At 50.5% G+C, this 24,395-nt stretch carries 22 protein-coding genes and 5 pseudogenes; 10 read left to right on the top strand and 17 right to left on the bottom strand.

Annotation, left to right across the window (positions count from 1 at the left end; translation table 11 throughout):
• Positions 1 to 171: 171 nt before the first annotated feature.
• The 3 genes from ATG98_RS22615 to ATG98_RS19600 all read left to right on the top strand — a co-directional run bounded on the left by ATG98_RS22615 (position 172) and on the right by ATG98_RS19600 (position 1,968).
• Positions 172 to 1,026, top strand: a complete 855-nt coding sequence (locus tag ATG98_RS22615; protein ID WP_228706216.1) for an HNH endonuclease — start codon at positions 172 to 174, stop codon at positions 1,024 to 1,026.
• 82 nt (positions 1,027 to 1,108) lie between these two features.
• Positions 1,109 to 1,543 (top strand): hypothetical protein, encoded by a 435-nt coding sequence (locus ATG98_RS19605; protein ID WP_098418636.1) that lies wholly within the window; start codon positions 1,109 to 1,111, stop codon positions 1,541 to 1,543.
• Between the two features lie 101 nt (positions 1,544 to 1,644).
• A complete protein-coding gene (locus ATG98_RS19600) occupies positions 1,645 to 1,968 on the top strand; it encodes a hypothetical protein (RefSeq protein ID WP_098418635.1) in 324 nt (107 codons plus the stop codon).
• 125 nt (positions 1,969 to 2,093) lie between these two features.
• Here the strand turns inward: ATG98_RS19600 and ATG98_RS19595 are convergent, their stop codons facing one another.
• From ATG98_RS19595 to mads1, 8 genes are all read right to left on the bottom strand, one after another.
• Positions 2,094 to 2,663 carry a recombinase family protein gene (locus tag ATG98_RS19595; protein ID WP_098418634.1) on the bottom strand — a complete coding sequence of 190 codons (570 nt, stop codon included), beginning with the start codon at positions 2,661 to 2,663 and terminating at the stop codon, positions 2,094 to 2,096.
• A gap of 214 nt (positions 2,664 to 2,877) precedes the next feature.
• The gene (locus tag ATG98_RS19590) at positions 2,878 to 5,718 is read right to left on the bottom strand and encodes an ATP-binding protein (protein ID WP_098424145.1); all 2,841 of its coding nucleotides are present in this window, start codon (positions 5,716 to 5,718) and stop codon (positions 2,878 to 2,880) included.
• Positions 5,719 to 5,838: 120 nt separating this feature from the next.
• Positions 5,839 to 8,058: a DUF262 domain-containing HNH endonuclease family protein gene (locus tag ATG98_RS19585; RefSeq protein WP_098418632.1), complete on the bottom strand. Its 2,220-nt coding sequence runs from the start codon at positions 8,056 to 8,058 to the stop codon at positions 5,839 to 5,841.
• A gap of 9 nt (positions 8,059 to 8,067) precedes the next feature.
• Complete coding sequence (locus tag ATG98_RS19580) at positions 8,068 to 10,983, bottom strand: DUF1156 domain-containing protein (protein WP_098418631.1); 2,916 nt, start codon at positions 10,981 to 10,983, stop codon at positions 8,068 to 8,070.
• A gap of 9 nt (positions 10,984 to 10,992) precedes the next feature.
• Positions 10,993 to 11,628, bottom strand: coding sequence for a retron Ec78 anti-phage system effector HNH endonuclease PtuB (gene ptuB, locus ATG98_RS19575; protein WP_098418630.1), 636 nt, complete (start codon positions 11,626 to 11,628; stop codon positions 10,993 to 10,995).
• A 1-nt stretch (position 11,629) separates the two neighbouring features.
• Positions 11,630 to 12,994, bottom strand: a complete 1,365-nt coding sequence (locus ATG98_RS19570; protein ID WP_098418629.1) for an AAA family ATPase — start codon at positions 12,992 to 12,994, stop codon at positions 11,630 to 11,632.
• Entirely contained in the window at positions 12,991 to 16,557 is a 3,567-nt protein-coding gene (locus tag ATG98_RS19565) for a helicase-related protein (protein WP_098418628.1), read from the bottom strand. Before ATG98_RS19565 ends, ATG98_RS19570 begins: the two co-directional genes overlap by 4 nt.
• Positions 16,558 to 16,569: 12 nt before the next feature.
• Positions 16,570 to 16,758 carry a methylation-associated defense system helix-turn-helix domain-containing protein MAD1 gene (mads1, locus tag ATG98_RS19560; protein WP_098418627.1) on the bottom strand — a complete coding sequence of 63 codons (189 nt, stop codon included), beginning with the start codon at positions 16,756 to 16,758 and terminating at the stop codon, positions 16,570 to 16,572.
• A 246-nt stretch (positions 16,759 to 17,004) separates the two neighbouring features.
• Between mads1 and ATG98_RS22805 the strand changes: the two genes are divergently transcribed.
• A complete protein-coding gene (locus tag ATG98_RS22805) occupies positions 17,005 to 17,271 on the top strand; it encodes a recombinase family protein (protein WP_267283855.1) in 267 nt (88 codons plus the stop codon).
• Positions 17,228 to 17,488, top strand: a complete 261-nt coding sequence (locus tag ATG98_RS22800) for a recombinase family protein (RefSeq protein ID WP_267283854.1) — start codon at positions 17,228 to 17,230, stop codon at positions 17,486 to 17,488. The genes ATG98_RS22805 and ATG98_RS22800 overlap by 44 nt, the downstream gene beginning before the upstream one ends.
• A 132-nt stretch (positions 17,489 to 17,620) precedes the next feature.
• On the opposite strand, the gene ATG98_RS19550 is transcribed toward ATG98_RS22800, so the two are convergent.
• A complete protein-coding gene (locus ATG98_RS19550) occupies positions 17,621 to 17,911 on the bottom strand; it encodes a type II toxin-antitoxin system RelE family toxin (protein WP_098418626.1) in 291 nt (96 codons plus the stop codon).
• Entirely contained in the window at positions 17,901 to 18,149 is a 249-nt protein-coding gene (locus ATG98_RS19545) for a type II toxin-antitoxin system Phd/YefM family antitoxin (protein ID WP_098418625.1), read from the bottom strand. The genes ATG98_RS19550 and ATG98_RS19545 overlap by 11 nt, the downstream gene beginning before the upstream one ends.
• A gap of 238 nt (positions 18,150 to 18,387) precedes the next feature.
• On the opposite strand from ATG98_RS19545, the gene ATG98_RS19540 reads away from it, so the two are divergent.
• The 3 genes and pseudogenes from ATG98_RS19540 to ATG98_RS23090 form a co-directional block, all read left to right on the top strand.
• Positions 18,388 to 19,263 (top strand): hypothetical protein, encoded by an 876-nt coding sequence (locus ATG98_RS19540; protein WP_098418624.1) that lies wholly within the window; start codon positions 18,388 to 18,390, stop codon positions 19,261 to 19,263.
• A 62-nt stretch (positions 19,264 to 19,325) separates the two neighbouring features.
• Positions 19,326 to 20,750: an esterase-like activity of phytase family protein gene (locus ATG98_RS19535; protein WP_098424144.1), complete on the top strand. Its 1,425-nt coding sequence runs from the start codon at positions 19,326 to 19,328 to the stop codon at positions 20,748 to 20,750.
• A gap of 166 nt (positions 20,751 to 20,916) precedes the next feature.
• A pseudogene (locus tag ATG98_RS23090) lies at positions 20,917 to 21,062 on the top strand (IS66 family transposase); the annotation flags it as partial.
• Positions 21,063 to 21,313: 251 nt separating this feature from the next.
• Here the strand turns inward: ATG98_RS23090 and ATG98_RS19530 are convergent.
• Genes ATG98_RS19530 through ATG98_RS19520 form a run of 3 tightly spaced genes read right to left on the bottom strand, consistent with a single transcriptional unit; the run spans position 21,314 to position 22,538 of the window.
• The gene (locus ATG98_RS19530) at positions 21,314 to 21,892 is read right to left on the bottom strand and encodes a hypothetical protein (protein ID WP_098418622.1); all 579 of its coding nucleotides are present in this window, start codon (positions 21,890 to 21,892) and stop codon (positions 21,314 to 21,316) included.
• Entirely contained in the window at positions 21,889 to 22,296 is a 408-nt protein-coding gene (locus tag ATG98_RS19525; protein WP_098418621.1) for a PIN domain-containing protein, read from the bottom strand. Before ATG98_RS19525 ends, ATG98_RS19530 begins: the two co-directional genes overlap by 4 nt.
• Positions 22,293 to 22,538 carry an AbrB/MazE/SpoVT family DNA-binding domain-containing protein gene (locus ATG98_RS19520; protein ID WP_098418620.1) on the bottom strand — a complete coding sequence of 82 codons (246 nt, stop codon included), beginning with the start codon at positions 22,536 to 22,538 and terminating at the stop codon, positions 22,293 to 22,295. The genes ATG98_RS19525 and ATG98_RS19520 overlap by 4 nt, the downstream gene beginning before the upstream one ends.
• Positions 22,539 to 22,790: 252 nt before the next feature.
• On the opposite strand from ATG98_RS19520, the gene vapB reads away from it, so the two are divergent.
• Positions 22,791 to 23,021 (top strand): type II toxin-antitoxin system VapB family antitoxin, encoded by a 231-nt coding sequence (gene vapB / locus ATG98_RS19515; RefSeq protein ID WP_098424143.1) that lies wholly within the window; start codon positions 22,791 to 22,793, stop codon positions 23,019 to 23,021.
• Positions 23,018 to 23,452 (top strand): type II toxin-antitoxin system VapC family toxin, encoded by a 435-nt coding sequence (locus ATG98_RS19510; protein ID WP_098424142.1) that lies wholly within the window; start codon positions 23,018 to 23,020, stop codon positions 23,450 to 23,452. Before vapB ends, ATG98_RS19510 begins: the two co-directional genes overlap by 4 nt.
• A 16-nt stretch (positions 23,453 to 23,468) precedes the next feature.
• Here ATG98_RS19510 and ATG98_RS22610 read toward each other — a convergent pair.
• The 4 pseudogenes from ATG98_RS22610 to ATG98_RS22600 all read right to left on the bottom strand — a co-directional run.
• Positions 23,469 to 23,582: pseudogene (locus ATG98_RS22610) on the bottom strand (IS5/IS1182 family transposase); the annotation flags it as partial.
• Between the two features lie 41 nt (positions 23,583 to 23,623).
• Positions 23,624 to 23,797: pseudogene (locus ATG98_RS22605) on the bottom strand (transposase); the annotation flags it as partial.
• A gap of 218 nt (positions 23,798 to 24,015) precedes the next feature.
• Positions 24,016 to 24,150 (bottom strand): annotated as a pseudogene (locus tag ATG98_RS19500) (ATP-binding protein); the annotation flags it as partial.
• Between the two features lie 23 nt (positions 24,151 to 24,173).
• A pseudogene (locus tag ATG98_RS22600) lies at positions 24,174 to 24,387 on the bottom strand (transposase-like zinc-binding domain-containing protein); the annotation flags it as partial.
• Positions 24,388 to 24,395: the final 8 nt, after the last annotated feature.

The following is a 24,395-nucleotide window of genomic DNA, read 5'->3' as shown; positions in this document are numbered from 1 at the left end:
AGAAGCCAAGCGATTACATGGCGATGCAGGAATAATTGGACTAAGCTATTGTTAAATATGAGACTTTCCTCCACGTGTCGTAACAGAAAAGTGGTATTATCGAGAACGCACTTTTCTACAATATCGTGGAATTCGGTATAGCTACTTTTAGGCACTAAGTTGGAGAAATTTGTGAAATTGGCAGAATTCGTCGCGGGTGAGCATGAGGTCGCGCTGGAAAACGTGATGTTGCTCCGACACTCCGATAGGGCAGTGAAAGAACTTCTAGATGCGGGTGGTACCTTGGAAGAGTACACCTTCGTGCAGCCTATACGCTCGTCATACGATTATCGACATCCCGATCACCCTCCGGTTCACCTTTTAGTAGTGGTCGTTCATGACCGCGTTTATGGTGTTTTCAAGGTCCTGGACGTCGACGCGGAAGGCGACACTTACTCTCTATCTAGCGCGGGGCACCAACAGTTTGACAATACCCGAGGAAAACCGCCACGGCCTGCGCGTCGATTCCAAATGGAGCACGTCCATAGTGCAGCCCAAAATGTTAGCGTCCATGGTTGGGAGCACCGACAACGAACCGCAGTTCAGCGAGCGTCGGGTGGTTTTTTTGGCGAAATCTCCATCGCACCGGACGTTGAGTATTCCAAACAAACTGTAGTCCCTCACTCTAACGTCGTTCGCGACTTGGACGAGCTAAACCAGCGCTTCGCCGAGGAGGTTCAAGATTCACTTTCTGGCACCACAGTAACTCGCCAGAAAAGGCTTGAGGCAGCACCCGTTAAACCGATCCGAGTTCCGGTGACTACTACCGCGTTCATACGCAACGCTGACGTTATTGCAGAGGTGTTGTCCCGAGCCAACGGAATCTGCGAGCTTTGCCACCAAGCCGCTCCTTTCAATCGTCGCTCAGATGGTACTCCGTATCTTGAGGTTCATCATAAGGTGCGACTCGCAGATAACGGGGAGGACACGGTAGAGAACGCGACCGCACTTTGTCCGAACTGCCATCGCAGGGAGCACTACGCCTAACAAGTGGCTGTTGGTGGACGCACCTACGCTGCGCTTCGGACGCCGCAAAGCTAAGCGTTAGGCATCAAAACTAGGATTGGCAATGGCGAGACTAGATACACGGCTGGAGGCAGAAGGAGCTGAGTTTTTGGTTCTGGGGCAGCTTTTGCTCCACAAAATTGCTTCCTACAAGACTTATACAAATATGCCTGGCTATGATTTGGTCGCGACAAATCCTGAGTCAAATAGATCCGCGATGGTTCAAGTAAAAAGTAGGTGGCGAACCGGGGCTGGTGGGTTTCCCATCAAAAATTTCAACTGCGATTTTGTTATTGTGGTGCTGCTCAACCGGGGTTCGAAGGATGGCAAAAAAGAAGTTATGCCGCCGAATTATTTCGTCTTTCCGGTAGCTATCGTGGAGTCCGCTCCACGAAGCGAAAACTGGGGCAAAGTAAATCTTAGAGACATTCCAAATTACGAGCAATACGAAGAAAAATGGCACCTGATCGCTAACTTTCTTCGCGAGAAAAATGCCTAACAAATCAATTAAGTTCGTTTCGGTCTGCGGCCTCCACCGGACGCCCCTGTCGGGTCGCCGTTTGGCTATGCGATAGCTGTTCCAAGAAGGATTCCTGATATATGAACGTAAATGTTTTGATAGCTGTTCTTGTTTTGTTTTCTGGGTCTTCAGCCTTGGCGCAAGAAAAAGATGAAGGTAAGCAAAAATTTTTAGAATGCCTAAGTGTCCATAATTCTACTTTAAAAAAGGTAGCGGGATTAAGCGTAGACGAAAAATTTAGATTTGCTTACACATTTCTTGAATCATACGGAAGCAAAAAACAAGCAAGCGACTTTTTATCAAAAAAGGCTGAGTTTATTTCGAATCCGGATACTGCTGATAGCTACATTAAGCTTCTTTCAATAAAATGGACAGAATCTTGTGTATCAAATATTTCACAATAATATGCAGCTAATTGGGTGGCCGAGGGTATCTAACCCCCAGCCCTACAACACTCTGCATGCGAATCCGCACAGGGCGTTTCCCGAAAACGTTTAGAGTAATTGGATGGATTAAAAATTTGGAAACCTTAGGCTGACTCACCCTTAGTGGACGGCAACGTTTGTAAGGCACGGTAAACCGTCATTCGTGATACACCCATGTCCCTGGCAATCTGGGCCTTCGTGCTTCCGTTCGCCATCCGTTTGCAGATTTCGGCTTCGTCGATCATTTTTGGACGGCCCTTATAAATCCCTTTTCGCTTTGCAGCCTCAATGCCAGCAAGTTGCCTCTCCTTTATAAACGTCAGTTCCATGTCCGCGACCATGCCCAGGGCCGTGATCATCATTCGACCCATTGCACCTTTCGTCGTAATGTCTGGCTCAAGGATTCGCAACGAAGCGCCCCGGGCATCCAGCTCATGAACCAAATTAAGGACGTCACGGGTAGAACGACCAAGACGGTCAAGGCGATGAACGACGAGTTCATCATCACGGCGTAAGAACTCAAGCACAGTCTCCAGCTCGGTGCGCCCATCGCGCGAAGCACCAGACACCGTTTCGGATCGAATGACTTCGCAACCTGCGTCGGTCAGTTTTCTGATTTGAATATCTAGATCCTGGCTGGCACTGCTAACACGTGCATATCCGATACGGGGCATAGTGTTTGTGTCACATTAGGGTGGTTATCGTAATGTTACTGTAACAAAATTCATTTTACACCCAATAGTTACTATTTTAAGTGTCACATCACACCATCCCCTATGGGTGTACTCTATTGTGACGCTTGATGCGGCCAAAGTTGAATTTGTCTGATAATCTGGCGACATAAAACGTGGTGCTAACTTCATAGGAAGCACCACGCTATTTCGCAGACTAGTCTTCTTCAAATTCCGAAGAGCTGAATTTCAGAACATTGCAGTTTTCCTTGATTGTTCGCTGCAATGATTCGTCGAACCCACCTTTTTTACGCGCTTCAATTTCGACCGAGATGGTCACATCCACACCGAGCTGGGCTGTGAACTGCTGGACTACCTCGTCCATGATGGTGGCAAAATCCATTTTTGCCTTTACGGCGTCCAGATCCACAGTTCCATAGAAGTGAGTCTTTGCTATAGCAGGTGCAGCTGTTGGTTCAGCATAAGAGCCACCGACAGGACCCTCCGAAATGTCAGGTCGGGACCCAGACGCTGCGCCAGTTCCAATTAGTCCGGAATCGATGGCTCCAGGCTGCGGTGCGGGTTGCTGAGCTTCGCGCAGTTTCTCGGCGTAGGCGGCCGCAGCTTCGCGTTCAATCAAGAGTGATGATTCATCCAGTGGCACTATAGAACCCTTGCCGAAGCAGAAGCCCAGATAGCGGTCTTCTTCCTTATCAGAAGCAAAGCCAAAGAAATCTTCGCTTTCAACGCCTTGGCTTATGGCATTCCGAAACACTTGGTCGTTCACCAGTCGAGGCAAGTAAAGGTAATGACAGGTGTCTCGCCACACTTTCGGAGCGCTTACCTCGGATACGCCATCCTTTAGATACCAATCCTTGAGCACTTTGCGCAGGTGAATCGCCGACCACTCGTACACCATCCATTCTTCTTCTTTGAGCTTTTCCTCAATACTCTGGATCAAATTGGGCGAAGTTGGTGGAATAGATACCGCTTCCCAGTTGAGCTCGGGTCGACCTTTCACAAAGTCTTCGACAGGAGCTAGCAGCCATTTCCATGTTTCCCGGATCAGCTGACCGAGTGACTGTTCAGCGCCATCACGATTCTGCTTGGCTTGGTTCAGATGAGACAAATCTTGATTGAGCGAGCCACTTTCAATGTCTGCCACAATAGAACGCCACGCCAGGTAGATACGTGCCTGTTCTTTGAGGCGGCTGACCACATCAAAGTCTGGAGCCAGGAATATCAGCCGGTTCTGTTTCTGACGAGGTTGATCTCCTCGGTTACGCAGAACTTTCTCAGCTTCACCAAACGCTTGATTGGAAGGGGTTCGGCTGTAGCCAGCACTTTCGGGTAATACCACCAAGCGTGGGCCAGGGCCGTAGTCGTCTGGGACGTCAACCGACGGAGTGAAAACATGAATTCCACTAAACTGATGGTTGCGACCAAACACGCGAGTAACACGATCCTTCAGTAGGGGAATTACGTCATCCCGCTCACTGACATTTTGTTTTCGGCTCTCCATTTCCCTGCGTAGGTTTGGCTTGGTGTCTAGCCAGTAGCGGTCGTGCTCTGAGTACAAATAGTGCAAACGATCTCGCAGGCGCTTGAGCACGTCTTCAAAAACACCGATAGTTTGGCCTGGCTGCACAGTGGCCAGCAGAATTCGTTCTTTTTCAACGCCACGAATCATCTGTTCCTGAGAGGAGGGTGCGCTTCCTAGAAAAATTGCACGAGATGTACGTCGGGCTGCCTGAACACCACCAAACAGGGTCTGGTGGCCATCAATATTCGCAGGCACAGATCGTGGCCCGTCAACCTCCCTTTCGATGACCGGCTCCCAGCCTTGAGGTAGATAGTGAATGCTTTTGTTACGGACGTTTGTATCATCTAGTGGCAACGAGCCAGGCATGATCAACGCATCTTTGTTACCGCTGTTCCAAAGCCGATGAATTACGATCGCCATGTATTGGAGTACACCCCGAGTGCGCTGGAATTTATCCAGCATGGACCAATCCTCATAAAGGCGGTCAAACACTTCGGGGTGGATAGGATAAGAGGAGCACAGCCGCTCGTAGTATTCGTTGGACTGAGTTTCGACCGGAAACTTCTCGGCATTTTTCCGATAAAAGTCTGAGAACTGGCGGCTTATGCCTTCCACTTCGGCACGTTCGCCCGAGCTTTCGAACAGGCGCCGCCGGACGATTTCAAAGGATTCGCTGGAACCGACAGGCTTCCACACCGATTCTACCCTGGCAAAGTACTTTTCCAGGGAGTTCAGAGCACGTTGGCCCATGGTACCGCCAACTTCCAGTTCAGATTCAGGCAAAGACGCTAGCAGCATAGCGTTAGGCACCGCCTTCAGCGCTTCAGTCAAACCTTGAACGAAGCTGATGTTGCTGTCGAAGGTGCCGCCTTTATATTGTTTACCCAGCTCCAACTGTCGAATGTAGGCAACCAATTCGTCAATTAGAATGACACAGGGCGAGGCTCTGGTAAGCAATTCTTTGAGTACTTCCTTACCGGGGGAAGTGCCGTCTGCATCACTGGCCGCAACCAAAGCGTAACCCTCTTCGCCAAGAAGCCGCCAAGCTAGCTCACCCCAGAGGGTATTTACAGTGATAGATCCATAGGAGCTGGGCTGGCTGGGTGATTGGCGTATTCCATCCAGAACGGCAATACGCGCCTTCGGCAGCTCACTAATACCGGCTTCATCCAGAATCGGGGGAATGCCCATTAACTTGTCTGTGCTGACTTCACGGCTGGCCAAGTGATATACCGCTAGCATTGTGTGAGTTTTACCACCACCGAAGGCAGTTTGTAGCTGAATGACTGGGTCGCCACCCTGACCGGCGAGGCGCTGTGCCACAGACACAAGCAGTAAGCGCATTCCTTCGGTAATGTAGGTACGGGAAAAGAACTTTTCCGCATCTTGATACTCGTCTGGGGCCGTTCCGCTTGCCACTTGGGTGATGTCGGCAGCAAACTCAGACTGTTTGAATGAGCCCTCCAGAACGTCTTTATGTGGGCGGGCAATCTCGCTCCAAGGTTTCAAACTCATAGTCGTATCCTGTTACCTGTCAGTGCATCGTCGGGTTCAAGTTTGTTTAATCAACAATGCCCGAATGACGATCCACTGTTTTAAAAATATGTTTTTGAGTCCAGCTGCAGTTTTGACGTATCAGCCGTCCACACTCTCAAGCCTTTGGTGAACCTCTGCGGCACTGTACCAGTTCAAAAAATCCAGAAGGTCTTCTTCGCCATCGAGCTTCCAGAACAACACGGGATTGCCCAGGCGCAGTGCAGGGCAGTTCTTGCGATTAAGATTTGAGTTGCGTGTGTCTATGTCCGAATACTCGCGCGTCGGCTCAAATTCTGAGTCGCTCAATACAACCCTCTGTGTCCACAGAGTGACAAATTCACCCGTTCTTTCAAACGCCAACTCTTTGCCATCATTTGTTCGAAAACCCGCAATGTATTTTGTAGGCTCTGAAATCCGATCCAGAAACTTGGCCAGTGTCGCCTCTACAGTTCCTGTCTCTGCTGCCAGTGAGCCAGTTGTTGTATCGTTGTGTTTTTCGATACTAGCTGGGATCTGCGTGTCAGCTGTTGAAACTGGCTCTTCTGCCTCCGGCTGCGGATCTTCAGCAAGCTTTATGGATTTAGAATCGTCAGTGAACGGATGCTCTTCATGAGCAGGCTCTGGCTTAGTAGAGTGTGGGCTTGCTTCGCTACCGGAGATCAAGTGTTTCAGCTTTGCCACTATGAGCGCCTTGCGAGCGACTATAAACTCATCAAACTTCTCGATCTCCCACAACGAGGGCCTGGCGGGGATTAAGTGCATGCTCAGGTAAGCATCAGACTTATCCGCAAACCAGTCTCTGGGGAGCTTGTCGCACTTTCCCTGAAAACCATTATCGTCAGCAGTCAGTAGCATGCAGTTGGCAAGCTGATCTCTTACAGCAGCTGGGTAACGGAGAAGTGATTGCCTGCCGGTCTCTGGGTTTTCATCCTTCATGCTTTTCAGCAAAGACTGCGGAAATATGTGGTCAACCTGTGGCAAATTACCGGCATAGGCAGGCTGGTAGTCAAACTGGCGATACCAGATGTTGAAGATAAGATGAATGGCTTTCGATCCATAGCTGGTCTGGAATAGGCTTTCCTCGAAAACATCCAGGTTGCGCCCGTCATTGCGCAACACTTCAAAAAGATTTGTGACTGAGAAATCCTGATCCTGATTAATTCGGCGAATACATTTATCAATTAAACCATCCGGACGACCACTGAAAGCGCCGCATAGCAGTGTTCTTAACAAGTAGGTGTCAAGACCTGACAAGGACTGCCATTGCTGTGGGAAATGGAATCTGTAATAGATCACAGGTATAAGCGTCAGGTACGAAGGCAATGCCCGGTCAGAGCGTATAAACGTTTTGGAGTGCAGGTAGTCTCGTACATCTCTGATAGCAGAAGAAATGCGAGGCCATTTTTCGATAATATCCTGCTTGGTTTGTTCGTCGCGGAACTTTTTAACGTCATAGGCGGCTCCTTTTCCTAGCAGTACGAGGCACGTTTTCATCACAAAATCACGTGTGAACTCGTAGCCAGACAGGTTCAGCTCCCCAATTAAGTCTTCCATTGCTTCATCAGCATCTTGCCAAGATGCGGTTAGCAAAGAAAAGAGAAGGTCAGATTTGCCGAGTTTGGTGCCACCAGAGTTTGCCCGAATAAAGATCTCTACCACATCGTTCTCGGTGTAAGCCTCCGGGTTATCAACGCTATCAAGCTCCTGATATCCCACATACTCTTCAGAAACAAATACTCTTTGTGCCTGCCAAAGATTGCGGATGAGTGTTCGTTCCTGGTCCTCCGTTAATGCCGAAGCGGCTTTTGTTTCCAAATTTCTGGCCAAGTCGTTTGGCATTTCATTGCTGAAAACAATTTCTTTAAATTTGACCCAAGGGAAGGCTGCCCTGGCTGAGGGCAAAAATCGAAACTGATAGCGCATTTCCTCGGTGCTGGTGGGAGCGCCACTGAGCACATTGAAATACAATTCCTGTTTGCTGTGGCTGCCGCAGAGCCCGATAAACAGGCTTTGTAATCTCTGCTGCCCATCCAGAACCAAGAGTTTCGTCCGGCTGTCTTCGGGTATTTGGAATTGGGATAGCTTGATGCCATCGTAATAATTATCGATAAACTTGCGACGCTTGATAATGGACGGGGTGCGCCAAACCAGCATCGTACTGATGGGGTACTCGCGCATGATCGAGTCAAATAACTTCTCAATCTGCTCTGGGCCCCACACAAACGGCCGCTGGATATTTGGTAGCCAAAAGCCCCCGTCGTATTCTGGGTTATTGAGATACTTAACGATCTTCCGGATGGCTACATTTTTGTTTCTCATAGATATTCCTTAAAAGTCCATTCCTTGTTGCTCATCTTTGTGACCTAGAGAATGCGACGCTGCAACAATGGCATGCCATGAAGCAATTAATTCGTTGTAGGCGCGAGCTTCTTCGGCCCATTTTTTGCGCTCACATAGAGTGTAGAGGTGATAGGCCAGTTGGCGGATGGCTTCGCCATTTTCTGGCATTTTAGCCAGTAACTCACCGGCGGCGGATTCGCCGTGGTTATTTAGGCGGCGGATCATCTGGTGGCAGGCCTCCCATATCGGAGTGCGTTCGTCTTTGGTGGGGTCCCAGTCTGACTCATACTCTGCCCAGCGAAGCAGACGTACTTTGCCGCTGCCTGACTCAGCCACACCAGCTGATTTAACACCGTCGACGGTTGTCCCTTTTGCCTGCGCTATAACATTGGCTTCACCAAAATGACCGCTACTCCAACCGTACTGCTCGAACCAACTTGAACAAAATTGCGTATCAGCATCGAAGTTGCCTGAATCTGGGCTCAGATATTCAGTGATAGCGCGGTTAATAAACACCAATGCGTCGTGCACGCTCATGCGACTACCGTCTTGGTTCAGCACGGCTTTGTACTTTGAGTAGATAGCCATGCCTGGACCAATCGCGGCTTGTGATAGATCCACAGGAGCAATCGGCGTTTGGCCAGTCTGCCCGCCGATCATGGTCTCCAGTGCTTCGGGCATGTCTTCACGGAGTTGGCGTTGGAACTGGCGGCGTGAGATGGACTTAACATTGGCTTCGCGTTTACGACATACTAAAACGATTGATGAGGCAAGGGCATTAGATCCTACGCCTCGAATGCGAGATGATTGTTCACTTCGTAAAGGCCAGGTGCCATCAATAGAAAAGCCCGCCAGAATAACTGCTTCAAGAAAGGTGACCCAGCCCGTATTTGTTGTGCTATCGCTTTTAGTTTCAGACTGCTTAAAAGCATAGTAAATAGCAACAGGGAAGCTTGGGTGAGCTTGCTCTGACATGTTATGAATAGCTTGAGTCATACCTTCCAAAAAAAAGATTTCTGCTTCTTCTTTGCCCCCATGACGGAAAGGAGTTGCTACTAACTCCTCAGTTTTTGGAACCACCATAGTCCCAAAAAGACTCGGAAAAATATTTCTTAACGACTGTCTCATCCAAACGTAGAAAAAATCGGAGAGGTCAGCGTAGCCAATGTTGTCGTAATACGGAGGATCTGTCGAAATGACTTTTAGGCAGCTAGTATCTTGTGCAGCGGCGTTAAGTTGCAGCGCGTGACCTGGACTATGGCTTGTTCCCAGTTTTAGCAAGCACTTAACCTGATATTCAAGATTAGTGATAAACCCGCCAACCACGTTCTCCAAAATATTCGCTTCACCAAAATCCCAAATCATTGAGATCGTTTGCCGGGCAAACAAATACATGATTTTTTCGTTACCTGGACGCCACCCTGTAAGTGAATTGTTGAAGTCAGCGCAACGGTCAACGCAGAAGGTGAGATATGTAGCGACGGCATCTCCATAAGCCGTGGCACCTAAACCACCCGAGTCCAAAGCTTGACCATCATCGTTCATGCCGGCAGTTATGGCGTCTACAATCGCCCTGTCTCTGGCTATTTGCACTAAATCTGAGAAGGTGGATAAAGCTAACAGTTGCCGGGGGGTGAAAAGGTCACGATGCTTTAGCATCCCGTACTCTTGAACCCTAAATCCTAATGCTTTATCCGGTAGGTTTGTTTCGGGCACCCGGCTTGGCTTGGCTTGTCTCGCAATTTGCTCAGATTCGACCGAGGGGGATAGATAAACTCTGCCACGCACCCCTTCAGCAACAATAGCCATTAGACGTTCACCCATCCGACCTGCTTTAGCTTCAGTTCGCACATATTTAAAAGGCATTGCTGTCTGAGACATTATGCAGGTTGCACCGGTACGCGTCATGGTTCCAGCTACCGCATCTGAGGGTTGTTCACCCGTTTTGACCTCAAAGTAGTAATTGTTCTCATCGATGACAGGCTCGACCCATGCTTCCTTGCCTTTCTTATTCGACAGCACAAAGGATCGAACTAACGGAACATCTACGTTACTAAAAGCAGGGTTGGGGCTGTTTACTGTCCTGGACCACAGCCAAGCAATCACAGTTAGTTCTTTGTTTTCATAAGCTTTAAGATCTGATCTTTTTGCTACCATCGCTGGCGTAATTTCGATTTTTGGATAGAGAGGGCCAATACTTCTGACGGCCTCTTCGTGCATCCAATGGCCATAGCGTCGCACATCTTCGGCTAGCCCTTTAATACCAGCCCAGTCCTCAAAAGCGTCGTTAGTCGCTGTTTTTTTCTTCTGACTGTCGGATTTCAATCTTGGGCCAACTGGTGGTTGGCCGGCAAACTTTGGCGGAATCTCAATCATCGCTTTGTTAATCATTACTGCGACGGGATTTAAATCACTGGCATAGCTTTCCAGCCCTAGGCGCTGGGCTTCTAGTGGAATCGCACCACCACCAGCAAACGGGTCATGGAAGGCGGGCAATTTGTCCGGATTGAACAACTCCCCTGCTTGCGGATGATTACGGTTTAGCTGACAAGTTTCACGCCAGCTTTCCCATATTGCTTCGCGGGCGCGGTTGAGCACTTCTTCGTTATTAGTGTTTTCCCACTTCACTAAATCGCGGATGATTTGAAATAGTGTCTCGCGTTTTATTTCCGCTTCTTTTTTGTTAACGCCATAACCCAGCTCCCGCTGGTAGCCAGGGTCATTGACTAGCTGGGCGAACAACACTGCACGGGCTGCAGCTAAAGGGCGACGCGCCCACCACAGATGTATCCCTCTGGGGTGAGGGCCAATACCGGGCATTTTCTCATGGGCGCAAGCAGCATTAATGTCATCCAGCGGTAACGCCACTTCGATCAATTTTTTTGGGGACTTAATAGCAGTCATAATGATCTCTTACGCAATCTGCAAAACATGGCGAATGGCTGTCTCAAACGGCTGACCGGCAATGTCTTTCAGTTCTTGCTCGAGACATGGTCGCCATTCTTCCTCTTCAAACATTTCAGAGAGGCCTAGAAGTGTTTCTGCCGTTTGCAGATAGCCCTTAACATAAGTTTCTCGGATTTTCCGGAGTGAGCCATTCAGGTTGAATACCCTGATTGTTTCTTCCGCCCGCTGAATCTCGTCTGGTGCAAGGTTCTCGGCAGGAACTACTTGGCCGTCTGGCAAAAAGCGAAGGTAGCGATCCGGGTTTTCCTGATCTGCCTTAATTAAGTCGTGGTGCTCATAGGTCTGTTTATCTTTGTATTTGCCGCAGCTGTCTCCACGGTTGCAGGATCCAAACAGATTATTCCAATCGAACGTGCCTTGTGGGTGGCAGTTTCGCTGTCGAAAGTGCTCGATATGGGCATGATGACTATCTGGCTCTGTGCGTATCTCGTATTCGCAGTATGCACAGCGATTACTCTGCATCATATTTAGGCCAGCCCAGATCTCTGCCTTTTCGACTTTTGTCACCTCGGCCCAGTTATTTCGGCCATGTCGGTAACGATTGAGGAATAGTGGTGCCGGTGGTCGGTTCAATTGGTGCATGTCAGTCCCTTGATTTACCGGCCGATAGTTTTCCAGCTAGTTTGGCTTTCATCGCTTGCAAGCGTTCGATGCGCTGACATTCCAGCCACTCGGGGTGATCGTCACCAAAGTGGGCAATGATGTTGGTCATAAGCGCTTGTTTTCTATTAGCTTGCTCAGGCGTTAGCTGGTTTGAGGTGACGAGCGCTTTGTAATCTTGGAGCCATTTGGCTTCTTCGACGTTAGGGACGGCGTCGGTACCTTGTAGCTCTGCCATTACATCGTTACTCGCTACGCCACGACTTTGCATAGTTGGTATTACTGCTTGTGAGATGAACTTTCCTGTTTCCCGGTCGAGCTCACTGCGTACTAGGCGGATAGATTCAGATTTCACCGTTGAAAGGACTTGTGGGCTGTGTGTAGTGACAATGAATTGCACATTGGGGAAGGCAGAGCGCAGGGAGCCAATCACAGTCTGTTGCCATTTTGGATGAAGGTGCATGTCAACTTCATCGATAAAGGCGATGCCTGCTGTTTTTTTGGATGCATCTGCCCCCATCTGGGGGTTGAGCTTGGCACAGCGCCAGGCCATATCAGCCACTAGCGACACCATAGCGCGAACGCCGTCGCTGAGCATGGACACAGGCAATACACCCAACTCTTCATGAGTCATTGCTAGCTCTTCATGCTGAACGCTGTAATGGAATCCACTCCAGCCATCGCTGCTAAGAACGGTATCAACGGTGTTTTGGATGCCTTTAATCTGATCCGCAATTTTGTGGCCTTGGTAAACTTCCATGCTCTGCTGCTGAAGCGCCGCGAAGGTAGCTTTGGTCATCCATTGCTGCACCTGGGTAAAACTGGAGGCAGAGCTGAAGCAGTCTTCATACCCCAAAGTGCGGCTTTCGCTAAGCACAGACTTGCGACTCATATTTTTATGAGCATTCCAGAGGCGGCCTGAACCATAGTAAGCCAGCAATGGCAGTGGCACGGACTCTAAGGCTTGAACCTGTTTCATGAGTATTTTGCCAAGCCCTGTGAGCGCGGACGCATGTTTTATCGTTGTCCGGCCTTTTGCACCAAGAAGCTCCCTGATGACAGGTTTATCCATGCTCTTTAGGGTGGCTTCAAGCCGAACGGGGAACACTTGTTCACTATCAGAGTGGCCGGGTAGGCGCTGATAGCGAGCATCTGCCTGTGCGATATGTTTGGCCGTTCCCAGGTCAAAAGCCCCGACAAATGTTCCCAGAGCAATAGCTGCAGCATCCAGTATTGAGGTTTTACCTTGCCCGTTTCGGGCTGCTAATATGGTCAGCTCGGGATGAAAGCTAACCTCCAGATGTTCAAAGCGCCGGAAATTGGTAACTTTCAGCGTCTCAAGATTCATGAGCTTGGCTCCTGGGGCACGGCTTTGGACAGCAGGTGTTTGAGTTCGTAGTTCACAGAGGGCACACCAAAATCTGGTTCTATAGTGAATGGATTTTGCACGTAGTAAGGGCCTTCGAAACTGTTACCGTCCACTAAAACAATCGCCAACCAGAACTTATCTTCCTGATTGAGAGCGTAGAGAATTTCGTTACGGCTAACGGTGATCACATCGTGACCTTTTGCTCGGCCTTTGACTTCAATATGCCTGTCTTGCGGCAAAGACCCATCCGGGTTGGCTTTTGGGCGCGATGTGATATCCCAGCCGCATTTCTCGGCGGATACATCTTTCACCGTGTGTCCCAAGGCTTCTTCATGATCCGTTACGGCCTGCATAGCGACCTGCTCGATGTGCGCGCGGGCCCGGGCATCCACTGTGAACAGGGGTTTACCCTTTCGCATATCCAGTAAACCCTGCGGAATGACAAGGGCGCCACCAATAACCACTGGTGTGCTTGAGACCACGTTCTTCATGGCCTCCAGCTCACGTTTGCGCTGTTCTAATCGGGCAGTCAATTCTTCTGCTCGTCGCCGAAAGTTCTCTGGTTGCATGCGCGGCTGTTTGCCTGCGGCCACATCCTGGTCCAATTTAATGGCTTGCCCAGAAAGGTAGTTGATCTCTTTCACAAGCCGTTCATGAACTGCCGCGTGGATTTTTTCAGACTGAAGCTCTCTGCGCGTTTTTATCTCCCGATAATGTTCTGGTACCAGGTGCTGAGAGGCATGGTTCAAGGCTACGGCTTCAAGATTGCCGGTAATCCAGGGGGCATTCAGTACGTCTTGAATCAACTTGCGGTCGTCACTATCGATAGGTTGCAGGTCCAAATGTGGTGCCCAACCAGCGTGAGAGGTGTTGCCCTGCTGATCAATCTCCACAAATTGCAGGCGACGCGACGCGATGGCGGGTTTTTCAGCGGTGCCTGCACTTTCACCTTCACGGATACTATGATCCACCATAAAGAGAATTCGAGGCTCGATTCCTTCGTCGTTCGGATTAACCAGTACCGCGCCTTGTTTGAGTTTGCTGCGATGCGCAGAAAGCACAAGGTCCGTGGTGGCGGCCATCAGAGGGTGGTTAGGGTGAATTAAGTCAGCCATCGGCTTGCCAGGGCTACGAATCAGCTGCTTTTCAAAACAGACACGTTCGTACTTTTTCAGCACTGGCGTGCGGCTTTCGCCCATAACGCGGTCTCGTTCGCGAATGGCTGCGGGTACATGGCGAACTTCATATCGGCCAGATTCCCTTTGTCGCATCTCGCCGCTGAGCGTCCGAAAGGCTTCGGTAAAAAAGGCGCGAATAAAATAGGGTTGAAGCTTGCGAGCTTCGGCTTTTTCCATTTCCTCTTTTACTGCGTAAAGGTCTTCCAGTGACATGTGCTGTTCAACTAAGGCGTTGCGTTTAAGGATTTCACGCAGATGCGCCGTGTCCAAGGCGCCATCAATCACTTGGTTCAGTCTGGCTTTGACTTCTGGCGATTCGCCATAGCGAATGGCTTCCACTAGCAAGTCTTTGAGCGATCGGTTTTCGAAGGCTTCGCCCAGTACGTCGAAAACTTTGCCGCCCAGCGCTTTCTTTTCAATTTCCAGCTTTTCAAACAGCTTCTGGAAGACTGCGCCTTCTCGCGTCTCGTTGGCAATCAAGTTCCATAGATGGCATACCTCAGTCTGACCGATACGGTGAATACGGCCAAAGCGCTGTTCCAGGCGGTTAGGGTTCCAGGGCAGGTCATAGTTGACCATAAGACTGGCGTTTTGCAGGTTTACGCCTTCGCCTGCGGCATCTGTTGCCACCAAAACCAGTACATCCGGATTGTTTCGAAACTCTTCCTGGGCCTTGCGCCTGGCATCCCGGCTGGTACCGCCATGAATAGTGAGCACGGCCTCGGGGTTGCCCAGCAAGCCACGAATACGCTGCATCAGATAGTTAAGTGTGTCTTTATGCTCAGTGAAGATGATGAGCTTGCGACGACTGCCACCTGCGGTGTACATCTCGGGACGGTCTTGCAGCAGGTGAGAAAGCTCTTCCCATTTTTTATCGTTGCCAGATTGCACAACGGTCATAGCTTGGTATTCCAGATCCTTTAAAATCTGAATTTCTGCCTCTAACTCAGGAATGGTTTCAGCAGCTGTGGCTTGGTCTACTACCTGTTCTGCGAACCGTTCATACTCTTCTGCGCTTAGCTCGTCGTCATCCAGTTCGTCGATGTTGTCGGGTATGTCGAGTTCTTTATTGAGTTGATATTCGCCCAGAGTTTCAGCGACGCTGTTTTTGCCTGCTTGCGCCACAGCATGGCCGCGAGCGACAAGCTTCATTTCATCCAGACGTGACTCCAAACGCTTACGTCTGCGTTTAATGGACTGATATATGGCCTCTGGACTTGATGCTAGGCGACGCTGTAGCTGGGTTAGAGCGAACCCAACTGTGCCCCTGCGCTTGCCATCCAGGTTGTCCGCACGGTTCATTTCGTTGCGAACGTAATCCGTTACTTGGGCATAAAGGTCAGCTTCGGCGTCTGACAGCTGGTAGTTTGCGGAGTAGGCCAGCCGTTCTGGGAATAGGGGGGTACCGTCGAACTTCAGCAGTTCTTCCTTGACCATGCGACGCATCATGTCGGAAATATCGACTTTGTGTGCGCCTTCTCGGAATTTGCCGTAAAAGCGGTCGCCGTCGAGCAAGGATAGCCAAATCTGGAAATCTTCTTCTTTGCCGTTGTGGGGCGTGGCTGTCATCAGTAGAAAGTGACGGGTAATGGTGCCCAGTAGCTCGCCCAGCTGAAACCGTTTGGTCTTATTAACTTTGTTGCCAAAATAGTTGGCTGAAAGCTTGTGGGCCTCATCGACAATGATGAGGTCCCATTCACTGTTTTTCAGTTTTTCCTGAAGATCTTCGTTTCGGGAAAGCTGATCAAGCCGGCAGATCAGAAGGTCGACTTCGTTAAAATAGTTACCGGATGCACACTGCTCTTGTTTCTCGCGGCTAAATATTTGGAACTGGACGCTGAACTTTTCCAGCATCTCATCTTGCCATTGGTCGGTCAGGCCGCCTGGCGAGACGATCAGAATCCGCTTTGCATCAGCCCGCATGAGCAGCTCGCGAATCAGTAAGCCAGCCATGATGGTTTTGCCAGCACCCGGGTCATCGGCCAGCACGTAGCGAAGTGGTTGGCGCGGCAACATGTGCTCGTACACTGCCGAAATCTGGTGGGGTAGGGGTTCAACATTGGATGTGTGAACCGCCATCATGGGGTCGAACATCGCAGCTTGGGTGATGCGATAGGCTTCCAAACCCAATTTAAAATCTGCTCCGGGCGCATCAAATGCCCAAGGGCGGCCAGCCTGAGCGAGTTCTAAGCGTGCTTCATCGGTGCGGAACAGCATTTGTTCGTTCAAGCGACCCTGGCTGTCTTTGTAATACACGGTCAGAGCATGATCACCCACGGGCTCGGTCTGCACGACGCGAACCACCTCGTCGCCCTGTATACCGCGGACCTGCGCATCTTTTTTTATGTCTTCAAGCTTGAGCATGTTTAGTAATCCCTACTTTTCCGCAGACTGTCCAGACCGAACCCATTCATCCACTTCTTCTTTCTTGAATTTCCACAGCCGGCCGATTTTGTGAGCTGGAAGACTTTTGCGCTCTATCCACTTATAGACAGTATCGCTGGAGACTCCCAGGTACTGGGATATCTCACTGATGGAGAGCCATCGATCTGTTATCTCGCTCATGCTTCGTACCTTGAGATTCCCTAGATTGTGATTCAACTGTACCGGTGAACATGCCGGTTTTGACCCACTTTAATCCGATTTCGCCTGATTATGGCAGAGGTAATAATGTGGATACAGGGGAAATTTAGAAATGCCGCAGCTGTGGAAATTCCGTTATCTGGCGCGTGTTAGTTGTTTGCTGTGGCGGCTACACCCATCCGGCACTTCCAATGACTTTGCGGCGCCCACCCACTTTGTCCAACGTCAATGCACGGTAATTCTGGATTCATAGGTTATGCACGGGTCAGCACCCAAGATCAGAATTCGGATTTCCGAGTGGATGCTTTGGAGAAAGCTGGAGCTGAGCAGATCTTTCAGGAAAAGTTTGCCGGCAAACTAAGAGAACGACTCGATTTGTCGCAGTGCCTCCGCATGCTCCGGAAAGGTGTCTGGAAGCTGAATCGGCTGGCCCGTTCGGTAAAAGACCTGGTTGAAGATAGTCCAGGAACTCCATCATCGAGAAATCGGCTTTAAGTCATTGACGGAATCCATCGACATCACCAGTTCCGGTGGCCGTCTGGTGTTCCACATCTTCGGTGCTTTGGTTGAGCTTAAACACGATCCGATTCGGGAACGGACGATAGCCGAATTGAAGGCAGCCCAGGCCCGAAAGCAAAAAGGTGGCCGAAAACCGGCCATGTTAGACACTGATGTGAAGAAGGCTGCGGCCATCCTGTTAGACTCAAACTGACTGGAATAAAATAATGTGGTGAGAAGGTAACTGGCTTCCTCCTAAATCTGCGTATTTAATTTAAAATGACGCCCTGAGTTTTGCTCACCAGTCACTGCGCATAATACCCATTATGTTGGCTCGATCGGACGCTCACATTCGCCGGTGAGCCCGGCTGTAAACCTCACCACGCTCTCGCTTACCAATGGCGACAACAGTGACCACTACGCGGTCGTCTTCGACTTCATAGACCAACCGGTAACCTGCGCTGCGCAGTTTAATTTTGTGGCCGTTTACCAGGCCGGATAAGGCGTCAGGCTGGACGTGGAGATCGTCGAGCCGCTGTTTCAGCTTTTTCTTGAACGGCTCTTGCAGCACCGGCGCTAACGTCTTCCACTCTTTCAGCGCAGATGGTTTGAACTCCAGGGCATACTTAGAGTGCATCCAGGGTCACCGGAATACCACGCTCAGATCGTCGCGACTCCACTAAACGAATCAGTTCCTGATCGTCCAGTCTCTCCAGCATGGCCTCGTAGATATCCGCTGGCACACAGTAGAATGCGGGTTTGTTTCGGTTTAGAACGACGATCGGAAAACCTTCTCCGGCGCCCACGACCGCCATTGGGTTTTTCTTCAATTCAGAGATACTCGCCGTGATTTCGGTATAAATGGGGTGAGTCATAAACATACCTCCTAAGACCTATTAACAGGTCTTAGGGTATCAGAGATACTCGAATCCCGCACCTCCTAGTGGGCCAGTATTACTGTGGCGGTGACACATTGCTCTGTAGTCGTCTAAATGTAAGCAAAATGTCATGTTTGCTCGCTAGCATTAAGTCACTTAAGAGTTGGCAGCCGCGAGTGTAGTGCCATATAGGCGATGGAAATATGGCCGCCATGGTCGGTTCAGGGAGATTATGATGACCGTTTGCAGTCGTACTACGGGCTTTTTCGCCACTACGTTGTTCAGCACCTTGGCCCTGGCAAATCCCGATGTCACTTCTCGCGAATACAAGCTGATGCTGGATGCCAGTCAGTTCACATACCAGAATGAAGCGGTAGCGGTTGGACAGCTACTGGCCGCTGCAGAAGCTGCGATCGAATCGGCCATTGCTCGTGACGTTTCCGGGAGCCCCGTTTTGGCAAAGCAGCGAGATGTACGCTTTTTCGATACTCAAGGCTCCTGCGAACTTCGTCAGTTGGGTTACTCTTTTCGTGAGCGAGTGGAAAATGGCCAGTCGGAAGTAACTCTCAAGTTTCGGAGCCCCGACCGTTACATTTCCGATTATGAAGACCTCTCGTCCACCACTTCTGGCTCCGAAACCAAGTTGGAAGCTGATATAGGGGCCACATCCGTCGTCCCATTCAAGGTGGTATATGGTCATTCTACCAAGGCGCCTAATACGCGGAATCTAAACGAAATCAAGGATGTAAACCACCATTTTCCCGGCTTCGAGGTCGATTATGGTCTCTCGGACTCACAGTCCCTGTCACTAGTGGGCAACCTGGTGGTTCGTGAACACGTCTACCGTGGTACGGAAATCGACTTGGGTCAGTACGATGCGCAGATAAGCGTTACCCTCTGGTACCAAGGCGTGCCGTTAGGGGCACAGGCACCTTTGATTGGCGAGCTGTCATTCCGCTATGAAGATGGTTCCGCCGACTACACCCGTAAGGTGGTGAGCCGGGCGATCAGGTCCTTTGAGGCACTCAAATCCCTGTCCTCTTGGGTTTCGCCCGACTCACAGACCAAGACAGCTTTTGTATACGGTTTCAATCCTGCCTTCTGTCCATAACTGGCATTTCAGGTATCGGACGGCGCCAACCTGCACCCAATAACTCGACAAGGAAACAATGAATGAACAGCTATAAACTTCTGCTGGCCTCCCTACTGGCCTCTTCTTTGCTGGTAGGCTGCAGCGATGACGACGACACTGATAACGCCACGGCTTCCGTGTTCGACAGCTTCCCGGCAGAAGGTGCTTTTTTGCCCTACAGTGTACTTCGGGATGATCTGGTGGATGGTAAGTCCCAGCAAACCTTTGAGATACGTAATGGTGGTTTTGGGTCGGCGATGACGGCACACCCTTCAGATTCAGCGCGCTTCTATGCACTGACTGATCGGGGACCGAACGCTAACTTTACCGGTGATTTTGGCAAGGGTAAAACCTTCCCAACACCGGACTATATTCCGCGCATTGGCCTGTTCGAAGTTAAGGCGGACGGGGTGATCGAGTTAGTCAGAACTGTACTGCTCAAGCGTCCCGATGGCACTGAGATTAGTGGCCTGCCTAACAGCTCCGCCCTCGGTGGAACTGGCGAAACCCCATACCACGCTGATGGTCAGCCGATCCTAGAGGATGACAGTCAGCCCTATGATGAATCCACCAATCCGCTCCGGCTGGATGACTACGGCCTAGACGGTGAAGGTCTGGTGGCGCTGTCAGACGGCAGCTTCTGGGTCAGCGACGAGTACGGTCCGCACGTGGTGCACTTCGATGCATCAGGCCGCGAGATTGATCGTATCAACCCGTTCGCTGACGATGATCGGGTCAGCATTAATCTTCCGGCAGAATTTGCAAACCGTCGGGCCAACCGGGGTATGGAAGGGCTGGCTGTCACGCCGGACGAGAAAACCTTGGTGGGCATTATGCAGTCAACCATGTACAACCCGAACAGCACAGTGAAGGATTTGGACATCACCCGTATCGTGACGGTGAACTTAGAGTCCGGCAAAATCGGCCAATACCTCTACCGTCAGGAAAAAAACCAGAACTCAAATTCAGAGATTGTAGCCCTAAGCGCTAATGAGTTTCTGGTGATTGAGCGAGACGGCAGCTTCCTTTATGGCGGCCCCAATGGTGCCGGGGCAGCGACACCGAGTGCCCAGAAACAGGTCTATCGCGTTGATATTGCCTCCGGCATCAATCTAGAATCGATCGCAACCGGCGGCAACTTGGCTCAGGATGCTGAACTGGGCTTGACCCTGGCCGGAAAGACCATGGAAGAGGTTGTTCTGGAGCAAGGCTGGAGCGCCCTAAGGAGCGCGGGGATTGTTCCGGTGAAAAAGTCACTGGTCGTCGACATGGTCTCGAGAGTCAGCTATTCCCACGACAAAATGGAAGGGCTGTGGGTTATCGATGATCAGCATCTGGGAGTACTCAACGACGACGACTTTGCTACCTGGGCGACAGGGGGTGAACTAGAGCAGAAGATGTTGGACACCAATACAGTGGATGGCAATAGGCTGTTTATTGTTGAGGCCAATCTTAGTACGGATTGATGAAACAAATTTGAATCAATCCGATCACGAACAGGGGGTTTATGGTTCCTCTAAGCTATACATAATATAGCTACTGGTCCGGGGCGGGTACCTTGGCTGAGCCAAGGTTCTCCAGAATGCCATAGGACGCTGGCAACACCAGCAGTATCAGAACGGTGGAAACTGGCGGGCCGATGAATCCCGAATATACGTCCTAAAGAAGACGGCAAAACAGCCCAATCGGACAAATGGATGTGGGTCACCCGCGGCGGTCCGCCGGGGCAACCGTCGGTTCTATTTGAATGCGACCCATCACGGGCGGGCAAAGTGCCGCAGATCGACTGAGGACAAGTGGGTCGATTTAACGGCGTTTACAGACAGACTTTAGGGTAAGCAGTTTTATCCACTGCGCATAATCGCGGTTATGGTGAACGTAGAAAAAAGAGAGGGGTAAGACCAGACCTCTCCCTGGTAGTCACACCACTTGGCAGGTGTCGCATCAGCCAGACATCCGAGTCAGCTATAGGGCATGAACGGAAACCCACTCAAAGACCCTAACGAAAAAAATAACAGAAAAAACCAATTCAACCTAAACTTGGCCCGCCTGGCTTGTCATCGACAAAGTCATCGATTTGATGGCCGCTCTCGTTATCAAAGCCCTGCTGTTCTTGCATGACTATTGTTCGCTCAGGCTCCTGCGTTTGCCTTTCATGCGACTTCTGGGCTGTTAGCAGGCGTCCATTTTGCGCAATGTTATCGAAGCTCACAACGTCTGAGCGGTTGTCCTGCACTGTCATTTTAATTAGCTGATCGGCGACTTCATCGCTGACTGTGAAGTGCGCTGTAGGCCACTTTTCACAACTGCCACGGTACAACGCAGCGGCGATCTGTGCCGGTGTCGCCGGGTTCTGCGGCGGCACAGTCACCTGTTTTTCAGTCTCGGTGACGATCAAACCGTAACGCTGTACTAACGTTTGACCGACCGCCGTTCGCTTCACGTTGAACCTGTTCTTGGGCCGTCCTGAGCGTACATGCTGATAATGACTAGTCCGCTCTTGAATATCTCTAGCAAGCTGAAGATGATTGTCTCGTGCGGTGTCTGCTATGTTTTTTAAGCTGCCGAACAATTCTTGAATTTGGTTGGCTGGGTAATAGCAACTCACTTGCCGATGTATTGGAAAAGCGGTGTTTTCCCGGCTTTCTTGTCGAACGTAGCTGTCTCATCTGCCCCGGCGGCTTTCCCGAACCAAGCAATTAGATGGTCCGGAAAGTCGGCATTGGATTTTTGGTAATCGACTACGGCACGACGCACCAACTCTCTGTCCATTACCGCCAATTGCTGCGCATCAAGCAGTGCGGCGATTTGGTCGGCTATATCCGCTCTTGATACTTTGTATGCTCGTTGCAGAACCCAGGCCAACTCACAAAGCGCAATGGTTGAAACGGCGCACGGGGAGTCTGCGGTGCAGTGAGTCTCGATGAAATCCGCAGCGATGACGTGCTGCTCGGGGTCGCCTTCAGCATCGACCAGAAACCGAACCAAAACATTGGTATCCAAAGCCTTCATTCGCTGACAGCTCCGGACTTAATAGCGTCGTCCATTTCCTCTATAGATACAGAACGCCCACCACTCTTGATCCGACCCTTGAGCGCCATCAGGTCACCCTTGGCTATTGTTACCCTTAGCGTGCCGTCATCCTCCACTACCCATGCCAGCTTGTCCCCCCTCTGAACATCGAGTGCGTGTCGGATCTCCCGAGGGATGACTAACTGGCCTTTTTCACTGACTGTTGATTCACCCCTGATCATTTCGCAATCTCCTGTCTGAATGATTTCATGCCACACTCAAAGTATACCGTCTTACTAATCGTAAGACAATCTGTAAGCGACCCTCTCGCTTACACATCTTGACAGCTGCGACATCAGGCTCAGGACAAAGGGTTGAGCTAATGGTCAGATTCACGCTAATTCCGTGAAAATACAAAAGTATGCATATGCCTTGCATAGGCAAGAGCTCAGCGCTACATTGTTTGTGACACATATATGTAGGAGCAGCTAAAAATGCGCACCGTCTCTATTTTCAAAAACGGCAAGAACCAGGCTGTTCGTCTTCCCGCCGACATGGCCTACGAAGGCTTAGGAGAGCTTGAAATTTCACGGGAAGGCGACGTGATCACTCTGCGTCCTGCTCGCCCATCCTGGGCCTCCTTTTCTGAGCTGCCGAAGGCTGATGCTAGCCTCTTGCAAGAGCGTTCAGTGGTCGTAAATGACGAAGGCAGGTTCAATTTTTGATGACCTACATGCTCGATACTTGCATTTGCTCTTTCATAATGCGGGAGCATCCGGCCTCGGTGATTCAACGGCTAATCGTCGAAGCGGAGCATGGCAACCGGGTTGTTATTTCAGCCATCACCTACGCTGAAATGCGTTATGGTCAGATCGGCAAAGAAGCTTCAACCAAGCACAAGACGCTAGTGGATGAGTTCGTAAAACGGTTGGATGCCGTGCTGCCGTGGGATCACCGGGCAGTCGACGCTACCGTCGAAACCATGCGATTATTGATGAAGATCGGCACACCCATTGGCCCTAACGATACAGCCATTGCGGGGCATGCCATCGCATCGGGCTGTACGCTGGTAACAAACAATGTGCGTGAATTTAGCCGTATTACTGGCCTTATGTACGAAGACTGGGTTGAAAGTTCATTCGATTCAGCCTACTGAGCGCGCGAGTGATGTCGAAGTACCATTGGTTGCCCTTTTGGGTCTGGTAGATCTCTGGATCGCGCTGGCCACTTTCATTCTTGGTGGAGCTCAGCGCCGAAATTATGCTGGCGTCCACGATACTGACTTCACGCAGTATCAGACCGTTCTTCTCCAGGTTGAATCTACCGTCGCTTTTTTTAAGATGTCTTTCGCCATTTTCAAGCGGTGATTCTCTCCTAGAAACTGACAAATTTCCAACTGTTCAGCAGTCAGTTTGCCGTTCCCTCTGAACGTCTGTCCATCGACCGATTCATGCTCTTTAATCCAACGCCCCAGCATGTTTGGGTTGATTTCCAGACTGCGAAGGGGTGGCGTCACGCTCAGGAGCCAAGGCGGGCATTCTGATATCATCGATCTAAAGCTTTCTGACCAGGAGTTCAGCACGAGCACAAAAGCATCGATCGCAAGCGGTGAAAACTTCCTGCATATTCCGGCGAACGTGAACACTCATTCCGACTGAACGTGAACACCTTTTTTCTTAACGCATTACCCACCAAGGTTTTTACCCCGGGTGTTCACGTTCAGTCAATATCCTGAAGTCTTTTTCTCATTGATTCTCCGTTCAGAGCCCAGCGATGGTCGTTGTGCATCAGCCGATCCAGGATGGCGTCGGCCAGGGTGTTGTCACCAATGGCGGCATACCACTGATCGATGGGCCCCCTTTGTCAGGATAGATATCGCATCGATACCGCTGCAAGCCACCAGAACGCCCCCGTTTGACTGGGTGTTCATTGCCGCAGTGAGGGCATAAAAGATGAGGGCTTGCCATTTCGATTAGAGTGTCGGCTTGAGCGTTCAATCTGCCCAAGAATTTGATTCGCGCAGTATTTTTTGAGCTCAACAGGGAGGCGGGATAGTAACAGTTCAATAGCGTTGATCTCTGTTCGCTTCATCGCGGGTT

It is taken from the genome of Marinobacter sp. LV10R520-4 (assembly GCF_002563815.1).
Classification (GTDB): Bacteria; Pseudomonadota; Gammaproteobacteria; order Pseudomonadales; family Oleiphilaceae; genus Marinobacter.
Note: the sequence above shows the minus strand (reverse complement) of the source record. Positions and strands in the feature narration are given on the sequence as shown.

Coding starts and splice junctions, on each gene's coding strand:
- ATG98_RS22805 (WP_267283855.1), top strand. CDS start 17,005: ATGCACGGTAATTCTGGATTCATAGGTTATGCACGGGTCAGCACCCAA.
- vapB (WP_098424143.1), top strand. CDS start 22,791: ATGCGCACCGTCTCTATTTTCAAAAACGGCAAGAACCAGGCTGTTCGT.
- ATG98_RS19600 (WP_098418635.1), top strand. CDS start 1,645: ATGAACGTAAATGTTTTGATAGCTGTTCTTGTTTTGTTTTCTGGGTCT.
- ATG98_RS19585 (WP_098418632.1), bottom strand. CDS start 8,058: ATGAGAAACAAAAATGTAGCCATCCGGAAGATCGTTAAGTATCTCAAT.
- mads1 (WP_098418627.1), bottom strand. CDS start 16,758: ATGAGCGAGATAACAGATCGATGGCTCTCCATCAGTGAGATATCCCAG.
- ATG98_RS19565 (WP_098418628.1), bottom strand. CDS start 16,557: ATGCTCAAGCTTGAAGACATAAAAAAAGATGCGCAGGTCCGCGGTATA.
- ATG98_RS19535 (WP_098424144.1), top strand. CDS start 19,326: ATGAACAGCTATAAACTTCTGCTGGCCTCCCTACTGGCCTCTTCTTTG.
- ATG98_RS19570 (WP_098418629.1), bottom strand. CDS start 12,994: ATGAATCTTGAGACGCTGAAAGTTACCAATTTCCGGCGCTTTGAACAT.
- ATG98_RS19545 (WP_098418625.1), bottom strand. CDS start 18,149: ATGACTCACCCCATTTATACCGAAATCACGGCGAGTATCTCTGAATTG.
- ATG98_RS19540 (WP_098418624.1), top strand. CDS start 18,388: ATGACCGTTTGCAGTCGTACTACGGGCTTTTTCGCCACTACGTTGTTC.
- ATG98_RS19525 (WP_098418621.1), bottom strand. CDS start 22,296: ATGAAGGCTTTGGATACCAATGTTTTGGTTCGGTTTCTGGTCGATGCT.
- ATG98_RS19520 (WP_098418620.1), bottom strand. CDS start 22,538: ATGATCAGGGGTGAATCAACAGTCAGTGAAAAAGGCCAGTTAGTCATC.
- ATG98_RS19580 (WP_098418631.1), bottom strand. CDS start 10,983: ATGACTGCTATTAAGTCCCCAAAAAAATTGATCGAAGTGGCGTTACCG.
- ATG98_RS19595 (WP_098418634.1), bottom strand. CDS start 2,663: ATGCCCCGTATCGGATATGCACGTGTTAGCAGTGCCAGCCAGGATCTA.
- ptuB (WP_098418630.1), bottom strand. CDS start 11,628: ATGCACCAATTGAACCGACCACCGGCACCACTATTCCTCAATCGTTAC.
- ATG98_RS19550 (WP_098418626.1), bottom strand. CDS start 17,911: ATGCACTCTAAGTATGCCCTGGAGTTCAAACCATCTGCGCTGAAAGAG.
- ATG98_RS19590 (WP_098424145.1), bottom strand. CDS start 5,718: ATGAGTTTGAAACCTTGGAGCGAGATTGCCCGCCCACATAAAGACGTT.
- ATG98_RS19605 (WP_098418636.1), top strand. CDS start 1,109: ATGGCGAGACTAGATACACGGCTGGAGGCAGAAGGAGCTGAGTTTTTG.